The 18,314-nt window shown below is 63.2% G+C and carries 14 protein-coding genes; 3 read left to right on the top strand and 11 right to left on the bottom strand.

Annotated features, from left to right (window positions below; translation table 11 throughout):
* Positions 1 to 29 precede the first annotated feature (29 nt).
* From QM712_RS14495 to QM712_RS14485, 3 genes are all read right to left on the bottom strand, one after another.
* The gene (locus QM712_RS14495) at positions 30 to 1,403 is read right to left on the bottom strand and encodes an MFS transporter (RefSeq protein WP_415023794.1); all 1,374 of its coding nucleotides are present in this window, start codon (positions 1,401 to 1,403) and stop codon (positions 30 to 32) included.
* Between the two features lie 67 nt (positions 1,404 to 1,470).
* The gene (gene catC, locus QM712_RS14490; RefSeq protein ID WP_415023793.1) at positions 1,471 to 1,761 is read right to left on the bottom strand and encodes a muconolactone Delta-isomerase; all 291 of its coding nucleotides are present in this window, start codon (positions 1,759 to 1,761) and stop codon (positions 1,471 to 1,473) included.
* Positions 1,762 to 1,764: 3 nt separating this feature from the next.
* Positions 1,765 to 2,940, bottom strand: coding sequence for a muconate/chloromuconate family cycloisomerase (locus QM712_RS14485; protein ID WP_415023792.1), 1,176 nt, complete (start codon positions 2,938 to 2,940; stop codon positions 1,765 to 1,767).
* A gap of 95 nt (positions 2,941 to 3,035) precedes the next feature.
* Between QM712_RS14485 and QM712_RS14480 the strand changes: the two genes are divergently transcribed.
* Positions 3,036 to 3,944 (top strand): LysR family transcriptional regulator, encoded by a 909-nt coding sequence (locus QM712_RS14480; protein ID WP_415023791.1) that lies wholly within the window; start codon positions 3,036 to 3,038, stop codon positions 3,942 to 3,944.
* A 27-nt stretch (positions 3,945 to 3,971) separates the two neighbouring features.
* Here QM712_RS14480 and QM712_RS14475 read toward each other — a convergent pair whose 3' ends face one another.
* The 3 genes from QM712_RS14475 to QM712_RS14465 all read right to left on the bottom strand — a co-directional run bounded on the left by QM712_RS14475 (position 3,972) and on the right by QM712_RS14465 (position 7,289).
* Positions 3,972 to 4,604 carry a flavin reductase family protein gene (locus tag QM712_RS14475; protein WP_415023790.1) on the bottom strand — a complete coding sequence of 211 codons (633 nt, stop codon included), beginning with the start codon at positions 4,602 to 4,604 and terminating at the stop codon, positions 3,972 to 3,974.
* A gap of 5 nt (positions 4,605 to 4,609) precedes the next feature.
* Positions 4,610 to 5,569: a carbon-nitrogen hydrolase family protein gene (locus QM712_RS14470; protein ID WP_415023789.1), complete on the bottom strand. Its 960-nt coding sequence runs from the start codon at positions 5,567 to 5,569 to the stop codon at positions 4,610 to 4,612.
* Between the two features lie 76 nt (positions 5,570 to 5,645).
* The gene (locus QM712_RS14465) at positions 5,646 to 7,289 is read right to left on the bottom strand and encodes an MFS transporter (RefSeq protein WP_415023788.1); all 1,644 of its coding nucleotides are present in this window, start codon (positions 7,287 to 7,289) and stop codon (positions 5,646 to 5,648) included.
* 180 nt (positions 7,290 to 7,469) lie between these two features.
* Here QM712_RS14465 and QM712_RS14460 point away from each other — a divergent pair, with 180 nt between their 5' ends.
* Positions 7,470 to 8,387, top strand: a complete 918-nt coding sequence (locus tag QM712_RS14460; protein WP_415023787.1) for an IclR family transcriptional regulator — start codon at positions 7,470 to 7,472, stop codon at positions 8,385 to 8,387.
* A gap of 123 nt (positions 8,388 to 8,510) precedes the next feature.
* Here QM712_RS14460 and QM712_RS14455 read toward each other — a convergent pair whose 3' ends face one another.
* The 5 genes from QM712_RS14455 to QM712_RS14435 form a co-directional block, all read right to left on the bottom strand.
* Positions 8,511 to 9,626 carry a PepSY-associated TM helix domain-containing protein gene (locus QM712_RS14455; RefSeq protein WP_415023786.1) on the bottom strand — a complete coding sequence of 372 codons (1,116 nt, stop codon included), beginning with the start codon at positions 9,624 to 9,626 and terminating at the stop codon, positions 8,511 to 8,513.
* A 43-nt stretch (positions 9,627 to 9,669) separates the two neighbouring features.
* On the bottom strand, positions 9,670 to 11,682 hold the full coding sequence (locus QM712_RS14450; RefSeq protein ID WP_415023785.1) for a TonB-dependent siderophore receptor: 2,013 nt from the start codon (positions 11,680 to 11,682) through the stop codon (positions 9,670 to 9,672).
* A 409-nt stretch (positions 11,683 to 12,091) separates the two neighbouring features.
* Positions 12,092 to 13,654 carry a M56 family metallopeptidase gene (locus QM712_RS14445; RefSeq protein WP_415023784.1) on the bottom strand — a complete coding sequence of 521 codons (1,563 nt, stop codon included), beginning with the start codon at positions 13,652 to 13,654 and terminating at the stop codon, positions 12,092 to 12,094.
* Between the two features lies 1 nt (position 13,655).
* Positions 13,656 to 14,027, bottom strand: a complete 372-nt coding sequence (locus QM712_RS14440; protein ID WP_415023783.1) for a BlaI/MecI/CopY family transcriptional regulator — start codon at positions 14,025 to 14,027, stop codon at positions 13,656 to 13,658.
* 679 nt (positions 14,028 to 14,706) lie between these two features.
* Positions 14,707 to 16,680 carry a TonB-dependent siderophore receptor gene (locus QM712_RS14435; RefSeq protein ID WP_415023782.1) on the bottom strand — a complete coding sequence of 658 codons (1,974 nt, stop codon included), beginning with the start codon at positions 16,678 to 16,680 and terminating at the stop codon, positions 14,707 to 14,709.
* 933 nt (positions 16,681 to 17,613) lie between these two features.
* Here QM712_RS14435 and QM712_RS14430 point away from each other — a divergent pair.
* Positions 17,614 to 18,159 (top strand): helix-turn-helix domain-containing protein, encoded by a 546-nt coding sequence (locus QM712_RS14430; RefSeq protein ID WP_415023781.1) that lies wholly within the window; start codon positions 17,614 to 17,616, stop codon positions 18,157 to 18,159.
* The last annotated feature ends 155 nt before the right edge of the window (positions 18,160 to 18,314 follow it).

Here is an 18,314-nt window from a genome sequence, read left to right as displayed (position 1 = left end):
CGCGGTTCTTCGCCCCGCGCGGGCAATCGTCAGCCGGTCGACGACACCAGCCGGCGCGAGCCGGCAGCCGCGTACCCTTTGAGGATCAGGATGGTTGCCGCGCCGATCAGGGCCAGGACGATCATCGGAATCAAGCCGAGCACGAAGCTTCCGGTCTGGTCCTTGATGAACCCGAGCAGGAACGGCGCCACGAAGCCGGAGATGTTGGCGAGCGAATTGATCATGGCGATCGCGGCCGCCTTCTCCGACGGCGACGTCCATTCGGAGACCAGCGCCCAGAACGGTCCCTTCACGCCGTATCCGCCGAGCAGCGCGAAACACAGTGCGACGACCACCAGGCTCAGTTGATGGAGATAGATGCAGGACGCCAGCGCGGCTGCCGACACCAGCAACGGCACCACCGTGTGCCAGACGCGTTCCCGCCGGCTGTCGGAACGGCGTGCCCACACGAACATGCCGACCGCCGCGACGGCGAAGGGAACGGAATTGACCAGACCGGTCTGGAAGTTGGTGAGGCCGAACGACTTCACCATCTGCGGCTGCCAGAAGGCGAGGCCGTAGCCGGTCGCAAGGCTGCCGGCGGAGGCGAGCCCAAGGGCGAGCACCCGGGGATTGGCCAGCGTGCGCCACACGCTGCCATGCGAACTGCCGGGGTTGCCCTTCTCTTCCGCGGCAAGCTTGCGCTGCAGCCAGCGCTTCTCCTCGGCGGACAGCCAGCTCGCGGAGTCCGGCTTGCTGGGAAGATAGACGAGGACGAACAGGCCCAGGAACGTCGCGGGCAATCCCTCGACGATGAACAGCCACTGCCAGCCGTGCAATCCGAGATAACCGTCCATGCCGAGCAGCGCGCCCGACAGCGGCGAGCCGACGAAGCCTGCGAGCGGCACCGACACCGAAAACGCGGCGATGACCTTGGCGCGATAGGCCGCCGGACACCAGAAGGTGAGATAGAGCAGAACGCCCGGGAAGAAGCCGGCCTCGGCAAAGCCCAGCAGGAACCGCATGACGACGAGCGACGTCGGTCCCGCGACGAACGCGGTCCCTGCTGCGATCAGTCCCCACGTCATGAGGATGCGCGCGATCCATATCCGCGCGCCGACGCGCTCCAGGACGAGGTTGCTCGGAATTTCGAAGATGATGTAGGCGACGAAGAACACGCCGGCCGCCCATCCATAGACGGTGCTGGACAGTCCGAGACTCTTGTTCATCTCGAGCGCCGCGAAGCCGATGTTGATGCGGTCGAGATAGGCCAGGAAATACGACAGTGTCAGGATCGGAACGATGCGCCAGATGACCTTGCGCATCGCCGCGTTCTCGATCGCGGCGTCCCGCTCCTGCTGTCCATTGCCCGAGGCGGGCACCTGGAAGGTCTCTAGCGGCTCGGTGATGATCTGTTCGTTCATGGTGTGGTTTCCGCCCAAGGAAAATGATGACTGTTGCTTCTTGTTGACCGGGGTCCGTTCCGCGCGCCTAGCTGTCGTCGGTACGAACGGACGACGGGTGCCGGCACAGCGGCGTCACGCTCACGCGCATGAAGGGGAACAGCGGCAGGGTCGACAGGATGTCGTGCAGCGCCTCGTTGCTCTCCACGTCGAAGATGCTGACATTGGCGTAGCGACCGGCGACGCGCCACAGATGGCGCCACTGGCCGCTGCGCTGCAATTCCTGCGCGCGTTGACGCTCGGTCTCTTTCAGTTGCGCCACCAACTCGGGGGCGAGCCCGTGCGGAATCTCGACGTTCATTTCGACCTGGAACAGCATGACTCAGGCTCCCACGGATGTCAGGACCGGATGGACGCGCGGGGCGCGGCGATCACGGCTGAAGAATGCGACGCGCTCCATGTCCAGCTCGACACCGATGCCGGGACCAGTCGGCACCTGCAGCGCGAAGTCGCCGTAGCGCAGAGGCGTCGCCAGGATCTCCTCGGTCAGCAGCAGCGGGCCGAACAGTTCGGTGCCCCACGCCAGTTGCGGCAGCGTCGCGAACACCTGCGCCGAGGCCGCCGTGCCGACGCCACCTTCGAGCATCGTGCCGCCGTAGAGGCCGATGCCGGCGGCCTCCGCCACGGCCGCCATCTTCGCGGCGTCGAACAAGCCGCCGGCCTGGGCGATCTTCAGCGCGAACACATCGGCCGTGCCGCCGGCCGCGACGTCAAAGGCATCCGTCAGGCCATGCAAGGCCTCGTCGGCCATGATGGCAACCGTGAACCGTCCGGCGAGGCGCGCCTGAGCGCCGCGATGGTCGCGCGACAGGGGTTGCTCGACCAGATCAACACCGGCGGCCTCGAGCGCGGCAATGCCGCGGCGCGCAACGGGCTCGGACCACGCCTGGTTCACATCCACGCGGACGCTGGCACGATCGCCTAGCGCCTTCTTGATGGCGGCGACATGGGCCACGTCGTCGTTCCAGGCACGCAGGCCGATCTTCAGCTTGAAGATGTTGTGGCGGCGCTTGGCCAGCATCTCTTCCGCTTCGTCGATATCGCGGGCCGTATCGCCGCTGGCGAGCGTCCAGGCAACCGGCAGCGTATCGTGCTGGCGTCCGCCGAGGAGTTCCGACACCGGCTGGCCGAGGCGCTTGCCGAGAGCATCCAGTAGCGCGGTCTCGACGGCGCATTTGGCGAAGCGGTTGCCCTTCACCCGACGCTTCACCCCCGCCATGACCGCGGCGACCCGGGAAGCGTCCAGGCCGATGATGGCCGGGGCGATGTAGGTGTCGATCGTGAGCTTGATGCCTTCCGGGCTCTCCTCGCCATAGCTGAGGCCGCCGATGGTCGTGCCCTCGCCGAGCCCGACGGTCCCGTCGGAGCACCGGATCATGACAAGGACCAGGCATTGGCTGTTCATCGTGTGCATCGACAGGCGATGCGGGCGGATGGTGGGCACATCGACCAAAAAGGTCTCGACCTCATCGATCCGAGCTGGCACGTTGGTGCTCATGAAGGGCGTCTCTCCTGTTGGGATAGGGCATTTCACGCCGGAGGCCCTGAGGTCAAAGACCGTGTTGGTCCTCCTCCATACCTAAAAGGTATCAATTGGAACTGCGCCATCTGCGTTATTTCACGGCGATCGCCGGCGAGCGGAGCTTCACGCGTGCGGCGGAGAAGCTGCGCATCGCCCAGCCGCCCCTCAGCCGTCAGATGCGCGATCTCGAGGACGAACTGGGTGTCGCGCTGTTCGAGCGCGGCAGCCGGCCGTTGCGCCTCACGCCGGCTGGACGTTTCTTCCACGAGCACGCCCTGCAGATCCTGGAGCGGGCCGACGAGCTCCGCATCACGACGCGCCGCTTCGGCGAGACCGGGCGGCGCCAGCTCGTCATCGGCTTCGTCGGCTCAGCGCTCTATGGCGGACTGCCCGACGTGGTGCGCGATTTCCGCGAGACCCATTCCCGGCTCGAAGTCGGACTTGTCGAGATGAACACGGTGGAGCAGATCGCGGCGCTGAAGGAAGGGCGCATCGACGTCGGCTTCGGCCGCCTTCGCTTCGATGATCCGGCCATCCGCCGCGAGGTGATCGTCGAGGAGAGCCTGCTGGTCGCGCTCTCGCCGGATCATCGCCTGCGTGACCGCAAGACGCTGCGCTTCGCAGATATCGCCGCCGAACCCCTGGTGCTTTATCCGAGGTCGCCGCGGCCGAGCTATGCCGACCAGATCTTGTCCTTCTTTCGCGACCGGAGCACGGAGCCGCAGGTCGTCCAGGAGGTTCGCGAGCTGCAGACCGCGCTGGGCCTCGTCGCGGCCGGCGTCGGCATCAGCCTGGTCCCGCAATCCGTCCAGCAGCTACGCAGGCACGGCGTGCTCTATCGCCCGCTCGCCGAGGATTCGATCACCTCGCCGCTCATCATGAGTTTTCGCGCCAGCGACACCTCGCCGGAAGTGCGCGAGATTCTCGACGTCATCCGCGCCGTCTACAATGCGGCGCGCCAGACGCCGCCGGACGCTTGATCGGCGTGGCGGCACGCCGGCCAAATCTCATTTCATCACGCTTTCGCCGATCGGCGCAGGGCGGGCCAGCTGGAACAGATCAGCCGGGCGCGCGTACCAGCCGCTCCCATGCATGCGTGCGATGAGATCGAGGGCTGGCGTGTCGATGTAGCCCTTTCCGGCGTCGAGAACGAACTTGTCCGCCACATGGGCGCACACGACTTCGCCGATCACGGCGATCTGTCTCGGCCCGGTCTCGTGGGACGACAGGCTGCGGCATTCGAACGCCACCGGACCGCCGGCGATGCGCGGAGGGGAAACCATCCGTGATGGGACCGTCTGCAGGCCGGCCAGCGCGAGTTCATCGATGCCGGGTGGCGCGTCGACACAGGTCGCGTTCATCGCTTCCGCCATCTGGTGCGGCACGAGATGGACAACGAACTCGCCGGTCGCAAGGATATTCTCCGCCGTGTCCTTCAATCCCTTCTCGGGATGGCGCAGCAGCCCGAGCACGACCGTCGGAGGCTCGTGCCCCAGGACATTGAAGAAACTGAACGGCGCCGCATTCGCGATGCCGTCGGCCGAACGGGTCGTCACCCACGCGATGGGGCGCGGGGTCACGGTCGCCGTGAGGATCTTGTAGCGTATCTCCGCTGCAAGCTGGCCCATGTCGAAGAACATGCTGCTCAGGTCCTCGTCGGCGACGCGGTGACCGTCGAGACCGCGAGCTTCGGCCGGTCGTCGACAATGAGTTGGAACACATCGGGCCGCGCATAATGACCGGTGGCGTCGAAATCGTACTTGCCGCGCGCCACGTCATCGAGATCGATGTCGGCATAGAGGATCGTTTCGCCGTCGAAATTCGGCCCGACCAGCACCTTGCCGAGCGGATTGACGATGGCGCTGCCGCCGCGCATCAGCACGGTCTCCGGATCGTTGCCGAGCGAGCATTCATAGTTCTCGGGGAACGCGCCGCGCTTGAGATACTGACAGGCGGTGAGCACGAAGCAGCGCCCCTCGAGCGCGATATGCTGCATCGACGACAGCCAGGTATCGCGATCGTCCGCGGTCGGAGCGCAGTAGATGCTGACACCCTGGCTGTACATGTGCATGCGCAGCGCCGGCATGTAGTTTTCCCAGCAGATCACTGCGCCGATCGTGCCGAGCGAGGTCTCGAAGGCAGGCATGGTCGACCCGTCGCCGAATCCCCAGATCAGGCGCTCGCCCGCGGTCGGCATCAGCTTGCGATGCTTGCCGATGAGACCCTTCGTACCGTCGAAGAACAACACCGTGCAGTACAGCGTGCCGCGATCACGCTCGATGCAGCCGATGACGACGAAGAGGCCGGTGGCGGCCGTCGCCGTCGCGATTGCCTCGACCTCGGGTCCGTCGAGATCGATCGCCTGCTCCCAGTACACGCGGAACGCATCGCGGCCTTCAGGCTTGCGCAGGCCGATCGGCGCGCCGAACGAATTCCCCTTGGGATAGCCGCCGAGGAAAGCTTCGGGAAAGACCACCAGCCGGGCGCCCGCGTCGGCCGCCTGCTTGAGCAGGCTGACCGCCTTCTCGGCGGATGCGAGCGTGTCATTCGGATTCGACCCGGCCTGAATGACGGCGGCCTTGTAGCTGCGGCTGTTCGAAGTCATGGCACCCCTCCCGGAAGGTGACGAGATTGCGAAACGCGGGCTGCCATGACGGCAGCCCGCGTGCGACGTGAAGGATTCAGTAGTCGGTCTCGAGCTTCGGCTTGTTGGGCAGCACGATCGAGCCGATCACCGCGACCGCGGCGCAGATCACGACCGGATACCAGAGCCCCGCAAACACGTCACCCACCGCCAGCGAGAGATAGGTGGCGAAGAACGGCAGGAAGCCGCCGAAGATGCCCGCGCCGATGTGATACGGGAACGACAGCGCCGTGTAGCGGATGTTCGCGGGGAAGACCTCGACGAGGAACGATGCCACAGGCCCGTAGATCATCGCCACGATGATGGTCATGACGATCAGCAGGAAGACGATGTAGCCGGACGACACCTTGGCGGGATCGGCCTTCGCGGGATAGCCGGCGTCGGCCAGCGCCTTGCGGTAGGCGGCCGGGTCGTAACCCGCAATCGTCGTGCCCTTCACCGACATCGCCACGGCGCTTCCGTCGATCGGCGGCGCATAGCTGAAGTTGATGCCGCTCGCGATCAACAGCTTCTTGGCCTGAACGCAGGGCTTGCTGTGATCGCCGTGCGTGCTAAGCAACGCGGCCGCGAGGCCGAACTTGCACGCTTCGCTGGACGCATCCGCATGCACCATCACGGGCGCGCTGCGGGTTGCGGCGACGAGCTGCGGATTGCCGGCTTCCAGCAGCGAGGCGAACATCGGCCGATAGCACAGGGCCGACAGCGCGAGGCCCGCCATCATCAGCCATTTGCGGCCGACGCGGTCGGACAACCAGCCGAAGAAGATGAAGGCCGGAGCGCCGATGATCAGGCCGACCGCCATCAGGATGTAGGACGTCTGCAGATCGATCTTCGCCACCTGCTGCATGAAGATCATCACGTAGAACTGTCCCGTGAAGTAGGTCGAGCCCATGCCGGCGGTGGCGCCGAACAGCGCGATCAGCACGAGACGCAGGCTGGACCAGCGGCCGAACGTGTCGCGGACCGGGTTCTTCGACAGGCGCCGCTCGGCCTTGAGCCGTGCGAACACCGGCGATTCATGCAGCCTGGCGCGGATATAGATCGAGAATGCCAGCATCACGATCGAGATGATGAAGGGAACGCGCCAGCCCCAGGCCTTGAAGTCGGCTTCGCTCATCAGGCTCTGCGTGCCGATGATGACGGCGATCGAGAGCGCCAGGCCGACCGACGAGGTGATCTGGATCCAGCCGGTGAGGAAGCCACGCCGGTTGGGACGCGAGTGCTCCGCGACATAGACGACGGCGCCGCCGTACTCGCCGCCGACCGCAAGGCCCTGGATCAGGCGCAGCACGACCAGCGAAATCCACGCCGCATGGCCGACCGCGGCATAGGTCGGCAGGAAGCCGATCAGTGCGGTGCCGCCGCCCATCATCACGATGGTGATGAGGAAGGTGTATTTGCGGCCCACCAGATCGCCGATGCGGCCGAACACCACCGCGCCGATCGGGCGGATGACGAAGCCCGCGGCGAGCGCGCCGAGCGAGGCCAGCACGGCGGCCGTCGGATTGTCCGCCGGAAACAGCACCGAACTCATGAACACGGCCAGCGAGCCGTAGATGAAGAAATCATACCACTCGAAGATCGTGCCGAGCGTCGAAGCGAGCACGACCTGCCGCTCCTCGCTCCGCGTCAGATCGTGATGGGCGGCCGCCGCCGTCTCCGTCTCCGTGAGTGCATCCATCGCCATTCCCCTGCTTGGTGTCCCGCCAGCCCCGCCTGCGGCATACGGAACGGTTCCTTCGTATATAGTCAGATAGATATGATATTATCAAATCATTCAAGCTTGAATATCCGGCGCGCCGAGCCCAATAATGCGCCATGCCTCAGGATCGAATAACGATCTGATTCAAAAGGATTTTCAGTGAAGAAGCCGCGCGGAAACCCGCCGCCAGACAGATCGCTCGCGCCCGTTCTGGAGCGCGCCACAGGGGCACCGAGGCCCAAATCCGTGAAGCCGGAGAAGGCGGAACGCTCCGGGCGCCGCGGCATCCAGTCGATCGAGATCGGCTTCCGGATCCTCGATTACCTGCGCACCGAACTGCGTCCCGTCCCGCTCAAGATGATCGCCACCAAGACGGGAATGTCGGCAGCCAACGTCCACTACTACCTCGTGAGCTTTCAGGCCGTGGGCATCGTCCGGCAGGAGACCGACACCGGCTGCTATGCGCTCGGTCCCTACGCACTGAAGCTCGGCATGGCCGCGATCGAGCAATTCGACGTCTTCACCGCCGCCCGCCCGGCGATGACCGAACTGGCGACGACGATCGGCCATACGGTCTTTCTCGGCGTGTGGGGCAATCGCGGACCGACCATCATCTATCGCGTCGAGGGTGGCGCCAGCCGGCCGATCATCGAACTGCGTGTCGGCAGCGTGCTCAGCCTGCTGCGCTCGGCGCTCGGCCGCAATTTCCTCGCGCACCTGCCGCGCTCGATCACCGAGCCGATGCTGGAACAGGAGCTCAAGGAAGAGCGGTCCCGGCACGCGCGGATCGATGATGCGCCAGCGACGAAGGCCGAGGTGGAGGAGATGGTGGCGGCCATCCAGCGCGACGGCATCAGCCGCTGCCGCGATGCCCTGCTGCCGAACTTCACCTCCTTCTCGGCGCCGATCTTCGATCAGACAGGCGCCATGATCGCGGCCATTACGATGATGGGGCCGATCGGAATCCTCGACGACGACCTCAAGGGCGCGACGGCAACGACGTTGCTCGCCCACGCGCGCGCTTTGTCGGCCACGGCGGGCTGGCAGCCCGAGGGCCTGGAAACCAGCCCCGGTTGATGGAAGCGTTCTCGCGGCAGGGGCCGGCGCATTCGCGAGCTTCGAACGAACGCCTCATTGGGCGGATCGCCGGTGCGGCGCTTCGCCCCCCGATCTTGCCGTCCGGCGCGAAGCCACCGCCCCTCATCGCCGCGGATCGGCGCGCCCGTTCCGCACCAGCCAGAGATAGATCCCGGTGACGAGGACGAGGATCGTAACGGCATCGAGGAGCGCCCAGATGATCTTGAGCGGCAGTCCGCCATAATCGCCGAAGTGCAGCGGCCGCGATAGCTCGAGCAATCGAAGGTACCACGGCATGGGCAGCAGCCGATCGAACTCTCCATCGCGCGCGTCGACCAGTATCGGTTGAAACAATTTGGCCGTGAGCGGCGAATTGCCCTTCGCCCAGAACACGTAGTGGTAAGGCGTGCTGAACGCACCCCCGGGAAAGATCACGCTCGATACGGTCATGCCGGGAACGGCCTTTCGGGCACTCTCGAAAGCATCCTGAAGCGATCCCAGGCGGCTCGGCGAGATCGGATCGCCCACGCTGCGGGCAAGCGCATTCCGGACGTCGGTCGATCGCCAGAGATTGAAGAGCGGCAAAGACAGCTCGTTCATCAGGCCGGTCGCGCCCACCACGACCATCCAGACAACGATGGCAATGCCCAGAAAATTATGAACGTCGAGCCATTTGATGCGGGGCGAGCGGGACTGCCGTATCGTGCCGAATTCGAGCCGGCGCATGAAGGGGCCGTACAGCAACGCGCCGGACACCAGCGAGACGATGAACGCAGCGGCGACTGTAGCGAGCAGGAGTTCGCCGAACATGCCCGCAAACAGATTTCGGTGCAATTGAAGCACGCCCCCGGTCAGGGTCATTCTTCGTTCATCGACCGGCTTCGACTCCTTCAGCAGTCTCGCCGTTCGGGCGTCGAACCGGAGAAAGTGGGCGACGCTCTGGTCTTTCGCGAAGGCATCCCAGGACGAGGCCATGAAGACGACGATCTTCGGATCGTCGTCGTCGATGGACACCGAAATGATGATGTCTCCGGGATATCGGTCGTAGCTCTCGCGGGTGATGCGATCGAGATCGACCCGGGGGCTCCCGGCCGGCATCACCTCGTAGAGCGGATCGTCGCTCAACCAATCATTGATCTCGTCCCTGAAGATGAGAGGCAGCCCGGTGAAGCACGTCACCAGGAGAAACAGCGTGCAAGTGAGGCTGGACCACTTGTGAAGCCAGATCAGCTTTCGCATTCATCGCATGCCATCGAGACAATCGGCTGGAGAGAACCGCCGCCTACCAGCGATACCGCAATCCCGCGAGCACCGTGCGTCCCTGTCCGTAGTAGCAAGCGCTGAGATTGGTACAGCCGGCCACATAAACCCTGTCGAACAGGTTCGAGACGTTGAGCTGGGCCTGCCAACCGGCATACTGCCTGGAGAGCGCTCCGAAGTCGTAGCGGGCCAGAAGATCGGTCACCACGTAGCTCGGCACCGCGACGGTGTTGATGTCGTTCGCGTAAGTCGTGCCGATGTAGCGGACGCCGCCTCCCAGGGTCAGGCCGGCCGCCGGACCGCCTCTGAACGTGTAGTCCAGGAGCAACGACGCGGCGTTCTCCGGGATCAGGACGGGATGCTTGCCGATCGTGCCGGCGTTGACATTGGCCTGCGTCACCCGCACGTCGTTGTAGACGTAGGATGCGAGCACATTCCAGTTGTCGAGAAGTCGCGCCGTCGCCGAAAACTCGACGCCGGTCGAACGGACCGCACCGATCTGCACCTGTGACGAACCGTGCGTCGGATCCGGGTCTGCCGTCAGCACATTGTGCTTGGTCAGATCGAAGACCGACACGGTGAACAGGGCGTTGTAGCCCTTGGGCTGGAACTTGATTCCCGCTTCCGATTGCTCGCCGGTCGTCGGCTTGAACGGCTGACCGAAGAAGTCGTAGCCCGTCGTCGGGAAGAACGACGTCGAATAGCTGACATATGGGGCAAAGCCGCTCTCGAACTGGTACAAGGCGCCCAGGCGGTAAGTCATCGCCGAAGACGATTTCCTTTGGGTCGGCGCGTTTGTCAGCAGGTTCGTCGTATCCGTCGCAGCGTCGTCATATCGCAGGCCCGCGAGCAGATGAAGATTGCCGACTTGCACCTGATCCTGCGCATAGCCGCCGAGCTGGCCCTGCCGCTGTAGCTGGTTCGACAGAATCGGCGGCGCCGTGATGGCCTGATAATAGACCGGTGCGTACAGGTTGAGCGGCAGCGAGAAGGCCAGGCCCAGCGCACTCGTATCCTTCAGGTATTGATAGTCCATGCCGAGAAGCGCGGTATGGCGCAGGACACCGGTGTTGAACCGGGCCTGCAGCTGGTTGTCGTTCGTGACGCCGTCGAGCTTCTCCTTGTTCAGGCGCGTGAACCGGTTGACCGTCGTCGTCGACCCCGCCTGGTAGCCGATCGAGAAGACGTCGTTCAGCTCGGATTCCCCATGATAGTAGCGCGTATTCTGCCGGAAGCTGAAAATGTTGTCGAAGCGGTGTTCGAGCGTGTAGCCGGCGCTCGCCTGCGTCTGATCGAACTTGTTGTAGTTGGGATCGGCGTCGGAGCGGTTTCGCGGCAGCTGACCGTTCGGATTGTAGGTCACCGTTCCCTGCGACGGGAGCAGATTGTAGAAGCGTCCGCCGGGGCTGTCGTGGATGTAGCTCGCATACAGCGTCAGCTTGGTGTCGTCGGTCGGCTTGATGCTGATGCTGGGAGCGACGGCCTGGCGGAAATCCCGGACGAAGTCGGCCTGCGCCTCGGCGTTGCGCAAGATACCGGCCAGTCGATAGGTCACGTCTGGGTTGTTGTTGACCGGTCCGCCGAAATCGAAGCCGAGATTTGCCGTGTTCCAGTTTCCTCCCTGGAGGATGACCTCGTGAAACGGCTCGTCCAGCGGCCGCTTGCTGATCGAATTCACGATCCCGCCGGGGCTGGCCTGACCATAGAGCACGGACGCCGGCCCCTTGATGACCTCGATCCGGTCGAGGAGGTAGGGATCCTGGCGGGGGCTCGCGAAGCCGCTGCCGAACGGCAGTCTCAATCCGTCCAGATACTGAATCCCGCCATCCGTCTCGCTGAAGCCGCGCACGTAGATCTGGTCACGATTCGAAATGCCGAAGCCTTCCGAGATCACACCGGGCGTGTACCGCAACGCTTCGGCGACGTTCGCAGGCCGGGTTGCCTCCAACTGGCTCTGATTGACGACCGAGATGGTCGCCGGTGTGGTTGCGACCGGCTCGCTCGTCTTCGTCCCCGTCGTGGACACTTTCGGCACATAGCCCACCTCGCTTCGGCGGGCGGCATCGGCCACCTCCGAAGGAAGAGGAGTTCGCGCCGGGCTCGTCGTTCCAGGTCGCGTCGCTGCCTGGCGGGACCGGCGCTTAGCCGTTTGACCGGCAGGACGGTTGACCGACGTCGCCGCATGTCGCGGCACCGGCGCATCGACTGAAACCGGAGGCAGGGTCGTGGATTGCGACGACGCGGACGAGGTGCCGAAAGCCGAATAACTCACGAAGCAGAGAAAAGCCGCGCTGCCCCGACGCAATGTAAGACGCCCCACTGACGTGCACTCCATAGTTCTCGCCGTCCCCACGGCGCTTGCAGATTTCGTATTGTTCGCTGCCTGGTTCGCTTGCCTGAAGGTCTTCAGGAGCGGATCAATCCTGCGCTCGAACCCGGGGGCTTCACGGCCCCGCGCTGACCAACGCCGTCGAGAGCAATCCATTCAGGTCCAGCGCGATGCGCCAGCGTGACGTGCCCCTGTCGTGCCGGACGGAATAGACGTCCTCGCCCTTCGATCCGACGCCAAGGAAGGCAATGGATCTGACGTCGCCGAGTTGCACCGAGGCGGCTTTCAGCTTGGCCAGTTGATCTCGCGTCGCGTCCGCCAGAGCCGGGGTCATCTCGTCATAGCGCGGCGCTCCGCCGGCGATCCCGTCGAGAAGCCGCCGAAGCGCGACCTCCGTCTCGGGGCTGGCCGATTGACTCCTGACTTTCCGGTCGACTCTCGCGGCAATCTGCTGCGCTGTTTCTTCGTCGATGCGCGCCAGCAGGAGGTCGCGGCCGCCCTGGCGCGAAATTGCCGATGGGTTGCCTCCGCTCGCGTCCACGATGAAGGTGATCTGCGCATCGCTGGCCTTCGCGGCGAAGGTCGTCTTGCTCAGCGGATAGACCGGGACGGACCGGTGCCCCGTCGATTGCGTCATCAGTTGATCGCCGACGCGGGTCACCGACAGGACCGCGTTGTCGCCGAGACGGTAGTAACCGGTGTAGCTATCGAGGGTGGACGCATTGAGGGAGACCGGCTGGCGCGCGCCGCCGATATTCGGAGGGCTGACATGCGCGGCGACGGCGACCAAAGTCGTTCCGGCGCAGACCAGCACCGCCGTCGCAAGACCGGCCCACTTGGCGCGCCTCCGGAGCATGTGGCGGATGCGCTGCTCGAGGAATGATTCGGACATCGCGGCGACAACCGCGACATTGGCCTGCTGCTTCTCGCCGATGGCGACCAGGAGCTCTCCGTAACGGCGCATCGCATGGCCTCGCCGCAACACGCGCGCGTCACAGTCGATCTCGATCGCGCAGCGGAGACGCCTGATCTGCCGCCACAGCGGCAGATTCCAGGGCATGCATACGAGAAGAAACAAGGCGACGGCCAGAAGTTGCGCGTCGTGCGCTTCGAGATGCGCATCCTCGTGCGCGAGGACCAGCTTCTGTTCGGCGCGCGTCGCCGTCATGAGCCAGCGCGGCAGAACGATACGGGGAGAGAAGAGGCCCACGATCGCCGGACCCGTGTCCTCCGAGATGTAGACCGAGACGCCGGAGATGTTCTCGGACGTCCAATGCCGTCGACGCCAGGCCAGATGCAGGGTGCTGGCGACGATCGCCAGGAGCAGGGATGCGGAAGCTGCGATCCAGACGGTCTGAAGCGCCGCATCCAGACCTCCAACGTCCGCAACGTCGCCGACGCTCTCGGCAATCCACTCCGAAGGGGAAAGCTGCGGCAGCGTCATCTGCCGCAAGACGACGGTTTTCGTCGAGGCTGCGGGATCGCCGACGGTCGTCAGCAGAGGAACCTGAACGGAGACCGATGAAATCGCGAAGGGAACGATGAGGGAGGCCAGAAGGCTGCCACCCCACAGCCAGCGGGTATTGGTCTTCCGAAGCCGCGCGGATCGCTCGAACGAAAGAGCCGCGAGACCCAGGAACAGGCTGACCAGGTTGACGTATGTCATCCACGCCAGCATGTCAGTCTTCCTCACCGGACTTGTCAGCCAAAAGCTTGCGCAGTTTGCGGATTTGCTCCGCGCTGAGCTTTTGATCCGAGACCAGGCGGGTAAACAGCAGCTCCGAGGAGCCCTTGAAGAGTTTGCGCGTCAGGTGCCGCAGCGCGCTCTTCTGCGCCGCCTGTTGTTTCACCGTGGCGAAGTAGCGATGCCCACGGCCTTCCTGCTCATGACCGACGTAGCCCTTGCTCTCGAGCATGCGGAGCACGGTGAGGACCGTCGTGTAGGCGAAGTCGTCCTTCAGCGCGTCTCGGACTTCCGCAACGAGGGAAGGACCGCGCTCCCAAAGCACTTCCATGACTTCGGCTTCTCGATCCGTAAATTGAATGTCCATGGAAGCCTCTTCTACTATCATCATAGTTGACGGTGACATTCGGGAACCGGCACTGTCAACTAGGTTTATAGTTGTTCGGTATGTGTAATAGCTCTAAATCGAGGTCCGGCCTCCTCACGATCGGGATCGCCGCCACCTCCCGAGCGTGCACCTTGAAAGACCCATCCGGTCACGTTTCGATGCGGCTCAGCCCGGACGAAAGCCCATGAAGTTTGTTCTGCATCGGTAGAGAGAGGCGACCCCGAAAGATGAACTCCGGGGCCGCCTGGAGGCTAAACGAAGGGCTTCGAGCAACAACCCCTCACCACTCTTGATAACGTAGATTGCCCGGACGATACGGTAGAATCGCTCTAGCCGCGGCATTGGCCGGTGCTGCTTCTTTCGAATGTGGGTCGGTTCAGGTCTCGCGACCGCGGCATCGCGAAGATGCGGGGGCAACATGAGGCGAGTCTTCCGCATCATCCAGCGGAAGATCGGTCTCGGATTCCAAGGCTGTCTCGTACCGCGCAAAATGGCGCCCGCGGGATCGCCGCTTCCGAGGCCATCGCGGGTTGGTCATTGGCGGCTCGTCGGGAAACTCCGGCCAAGCGTCATCCGTCGCAAAAAGAGGGGCCTTTGAAAGCCCCTCTTCGTCCTTCTCATTCGCAGTTCAGCCTAGCTGGCAGATGCGGGACTGCGATCACCACTGATAGCGGAGCGTTGCGATCACCTGCCTGCGCAACCCGTAATAACAGCCACGATCCTGGCACTGTCCAAAATAGATCTTGTCGAACAGATTGGTGGCGTTCAATTGCAGTTTATAGCCCTTGTACTGCGGCCCAAGTGCGGAGAAGTCGTAGTGCATCGCCGCATCGAACACCGTGACGGCAGGATTGGTCAGGACAGTCGCCGTGTCGATTCCCACATCCTGATCTCCGATGTAGCGCACGCCTCCAGCCACTCCGAAGCCGTCCAAAGCACCCGAGCGAAACGTGTAATCAGCCCAAAGTGATGCAGAGTGCATCGGCATGCCGGCTTGCCGGCGCCCCACCTCGATGGCTGTGTTGCTCTTGGTGATGACGTTATCCAGATAAGTGTACGATGCGAGCAGCGCGAGGCTCCTCGTCACTTCCGTCTTGCCTTCGAGTTCGATGCCGCGCGACCGGATTTCACCGGTCTGAACGCTTGCAAACGCGTGGGAAGGATCAAGATCGGCCGTTACGACATTCTGCTGGACCAGATTGTAAAAGGCGATGCTGTAGAGCGACTTGGGGTCCGGCTGGTATTTGATACCGGCTTCCTCCATCTTCCCCGTCGTAGGCTTGAACGCATTCCCGAAAAAGTCGGTGCCGAATTCAGGGGAGAAGGACTCCGTGTACTGAATATAGGGCGAAATGCCGTTATCGAACTTATAGAGCAGCGCGGCTCGCTTCGTTGTCGCGGCATCGTCCAAGCGACTGGTGGGCGTCGTCCCCACCGTGCCAAGAGCATCGACAGGCAATGTGGTTGTTTGAGCGTGATCCCACCGGACGCCCAGCAACGCCACCCAGCGATCAACCTTGATTTGATCCTGCGCGTAGAACCCGACCTGGGAGAAAGTCTGGTTCGCACCGCCCGTGGGATTCAAGGGGATGGAGAGACCATAGACCGGGTTGGTCACGCTGATGGTGGGAACGGCGCCCGCAGGCGATCCAGCGCGGTAGTCGAACGTTCCATCACGATAGTCGATGCCGAACAGCGTCGTGTGCTGGAACGGCCCCGTCCTGAACTTTGCCTCGACCTGATTATCGACGGTGAAGGTGCGCGTGTGATCGCCTTCATAGAAGGAGAAGCGGTCGAGCGTGTTCGGAAGCGTCGCGTCGGTTGCATAAGGATACACCGACCTGAAGTAGCTCGACACATCCGTGTATCGAAGGTTCTGACGCACGGTCAGGCCGTTGTCGAAGCGATGCTCGGCGAGATAGCCGATCGATCCGGTCTCACGCTTCATTTGATCGGTACTGGGTTCGCCCGCGTAAAAATTCGTCGGGACGCGACTTCCATTTGGAAATGGATTGAGCGTTCCTGTCAGAGGCAGGAACGCGAAGTAACCGGCCTTGGGATCGCGCTGATAGGTCCCGAGCAGGGTAACGCTGGTGTTATTGTCGGGCCGCCACATCAACGACGGCGCAATCGAGACCCGCTGATAGTCGACGTTATCGACCTGCGTGCCCGTATTGAACCCTGAAGCGGTCAGGCGGTACGCCCATTCCTTGTTCTTATCGAGCGGCCCCGTGGAGTCTATGCCTGCTTGAATGCGCCCATAGCTGCCGGTCGACACAAACATCTCGTTGTAGGGTTCGAACTTCGGCTTCTTGCTCACCATGTCGACGATGCCGCCGGGCGAGCCGGCTCCGTAGAGAATCGACGCCGGCCCCTTCAACACCTCGATCCGTTCGAGGTTGTACGGATCTACGTTGACGTTCGCGTAGCCTGCCGCAGTGAGCCGCATCCCGTCGAGATAGTTATCGACCTGAAATCCGCGAACGTAGACGTTGTCGAACCTTCGGTCTGATCCAGTGAACTCCGTGCGAACTCCCGCCACGTACCGGACGGCCTCCGAAGCGCTTTGAGCAGCTTGAGCTTGAATCTGGTCCTGGGTGACGACTGAGATGGAGGCGGGCGTTTCGATCAACGGCGTATCGGTTTTCGTGCCCGTACCGCTTCTCGACGCCACATAGCCGTCGACGTGACCTCTCGCTATCTCTGCCGGGCTTGCTCCCGCGACCGCCGGCGCATTCGCGGCCGAAGGCCGATTGACTGTCCGCGTTCGACTGGCACGTGTTGTCGCGGCTCTCCCCTGCGATGGAGTCGCACGCGGCGCGGGGCGTGCCGCCGGGGCGTCAACAGTCACTGGGGGGAGATTGGATGCAGATTGGGCGTACGCGACACCGCCGTCGAGTTGGCCCGCCGATGCACGAGTGAGAGCACTGGCAGCACTAAGTAGCGTGATCTTGCGGAAACCCGTGATGGACATTCATAACCCCGGTTGCAACTGGCAGCGATCAGTGCCGCCCTCGGGAACCCTTGCCGCGTCGGAATTCGGATTGCATCACGGTCGATGTTTGAATGTATCTAATCAGAACGCTCGACGGCAAAGGTGTTGCAATGGACCAACAAAACTGGCCTAAACGCGATAGCATTGCGACCTAGTCGAGTAAGAGGCTTTAGACCTCTGTTGGGCAGCGAGTCGCTCGCGGTTTAGGAGCGCGACTACGTTGTTCGCCCGTGAGTAGCGGGCGGAGCTCCATGCAAGGTGACGCAATCATCCAGCCTCGAAGAGGATCGACCGTGAGACGCCCCGTTACCGACGTGACATTGACGAGCCGGGTGTAGATCCGTGGTTCGAGCAGTTTGCATCCCAAGGGTTGAGCACGCTCCGCGGCCGATCATCTCGTATGGTTGCGACTTTGACAGTGGCTACGTGATCAAGTCGCATCAACACGTCCGAGGACAGCTGATCTCCGGATCGACGGGGTTGATTGTCGTTACGACACCTGAAGGGGTATGGGTGACACCACCCCACCGAGGCGTGTGGGTCCCGTCCAGAACCATTCATCAGGTGCGAATGGTCGGCGATGTTTCCTTCCTGAGCTTGTATGTCGAGCCCGGAGCAATCCAGGGAATGCCGACCGATTGCCGGGTTGTGACGATTTCTCCCTTCTTGCACAGCCTCATGACCGAAGCAGTTGAGCTGCCTCTCGAATACGAACTTGGGGGACGCTCCGACGCATTGATGAGGCTGATTCAACATGAGATGCGCGAATTGCCGGCAGCCCCGCTATCGTTGCATTTCCCGGCCGAGGGGCCCCTTTCCGAGCTTTGCTATCAGTTCGTTGAAAAGCCGGACATCCATGCGACGGTGGATTCGTGGGCCGAGGCGCTCGGCATGAGCCGACGATCTTTCACCCGACTATTCACGCAAAAGATCGGGATGAGTTTCACTGCGTGGCGCCAGCAGGCTTGTTTGCTGTGTGCGATGCCGCAGCTGGCCGCGGGAGTACCGGTCGCAAAGGTTGCAGCCGAGCTTGGCTACGAGAGCCCTGCTGCCTTCACGCTGATGTTTCGTCGTGCTTTCGGCAGTCCGCCGCTTACCTATCTGGGCCTTCGATGATCGGCAGCGTCGCCGGGAGACGACCCGCTTCGTGAACACACACCGCAAGACGCCGATTGAAGCACGAACTCGGCGTCATCGGCCGGCTGATGTCGGACCTTTCGCGGGGCAACCAAGTGCTTGCCCAAGGTCGTCTTGAGGGCCAGTGCCATGCG

The sequence above is a fragment of the Bradyrhizobium sp. genome (assembly GCF_047605465.1).
Lineage (GTDB): Bacteria > Pseudomonadota > Alphaproteobacteria > Rhizobiales > Xanthobacteraceae > Bradyrhizobium.
The sequence above is the reverse complement of the archived record's forward strand: the minus strand, read 5'-3'. Positions and strand labels throughout refer to the sequence as shown.

What these genes read in the sequence shown, in the direction of transcription:
- QM712_RS14465 (WP_415023788.1), bottom strand. Translation starts at nt 7,289, where the DNA reads ATGGATGCACTCACGGAGACGGAGACGGCGGCGGCCGCCCATCACGAT.
- catC (WP_415023793.1), bottom strand. Translation starts at nt 1,761, where the DNA reads ATGCTGTTCCAGGTCGAAATGAACGTCGAGATTCCGCACGGGCTCGCC.
- QM712_RS14440 (WP_415023783.1), bottom strand. Translation starts at nt 14,027, where the DNA reads ATGGACATTCAATTTACGGATCGAGAAGCCGAAGTCATGGAAGTGCTT.
- QM712_RS14455 (WP_415023786.1), bottom strand. Translation starts at nt 9,626, where the DNA reads ATGCGAAAGCTGATCTGGCTTCACAAGTGGTCCAGCCTCACTTGCACG.
- QM712_RS14475 (WP_415023790.1), bottom strand. Translation starts at nt 4,604, where the DNA reads ATGTTCTTCGACATGGGCCAGCTTGCAGCGGAGATACGCTACAAGATC.
- QM712_RS14495 (WP_415023794.1), bottom strand. Translation starts at nt 1,403, where the DNA reads ATGAACGAACAGATCATCACCGAGCCGCTAGAGACCTTCCAGGTGCCC.
- QM712_RS14445 (WP_415023784.1), bottom strand. Translation starts at nt 13,654, where the DNA reads ATGCTGGCGTGGATGACATACGTCAACCTGGTCAGCCTGTTCCTGGGT.
- QM712_RS14485 (WP_415023792.1), bottom strand. Translation starts at nt 2,940, where the DNA reads ATGAGCACCAACGTGCCAGCTCGGATCGATGAGGTCGAGACCTTTTTG.
- QM712_RS14470 (WP_415023789.1), bottom strand. Translation starts at nt 5,569, where the DNA reads ATGACTTCGAACAGCCGCAGCTACAAGGCCGCCGTCATTCAGGCCGGG.
- QM712_RS14430 (WP_415023781.1), top strand. Translation starts at nt 17,614, where the DNA reads ATGGTCGGCGATGTTTCCTTCCTGAGCTTGTATGTCGAGCCCGGAGCA.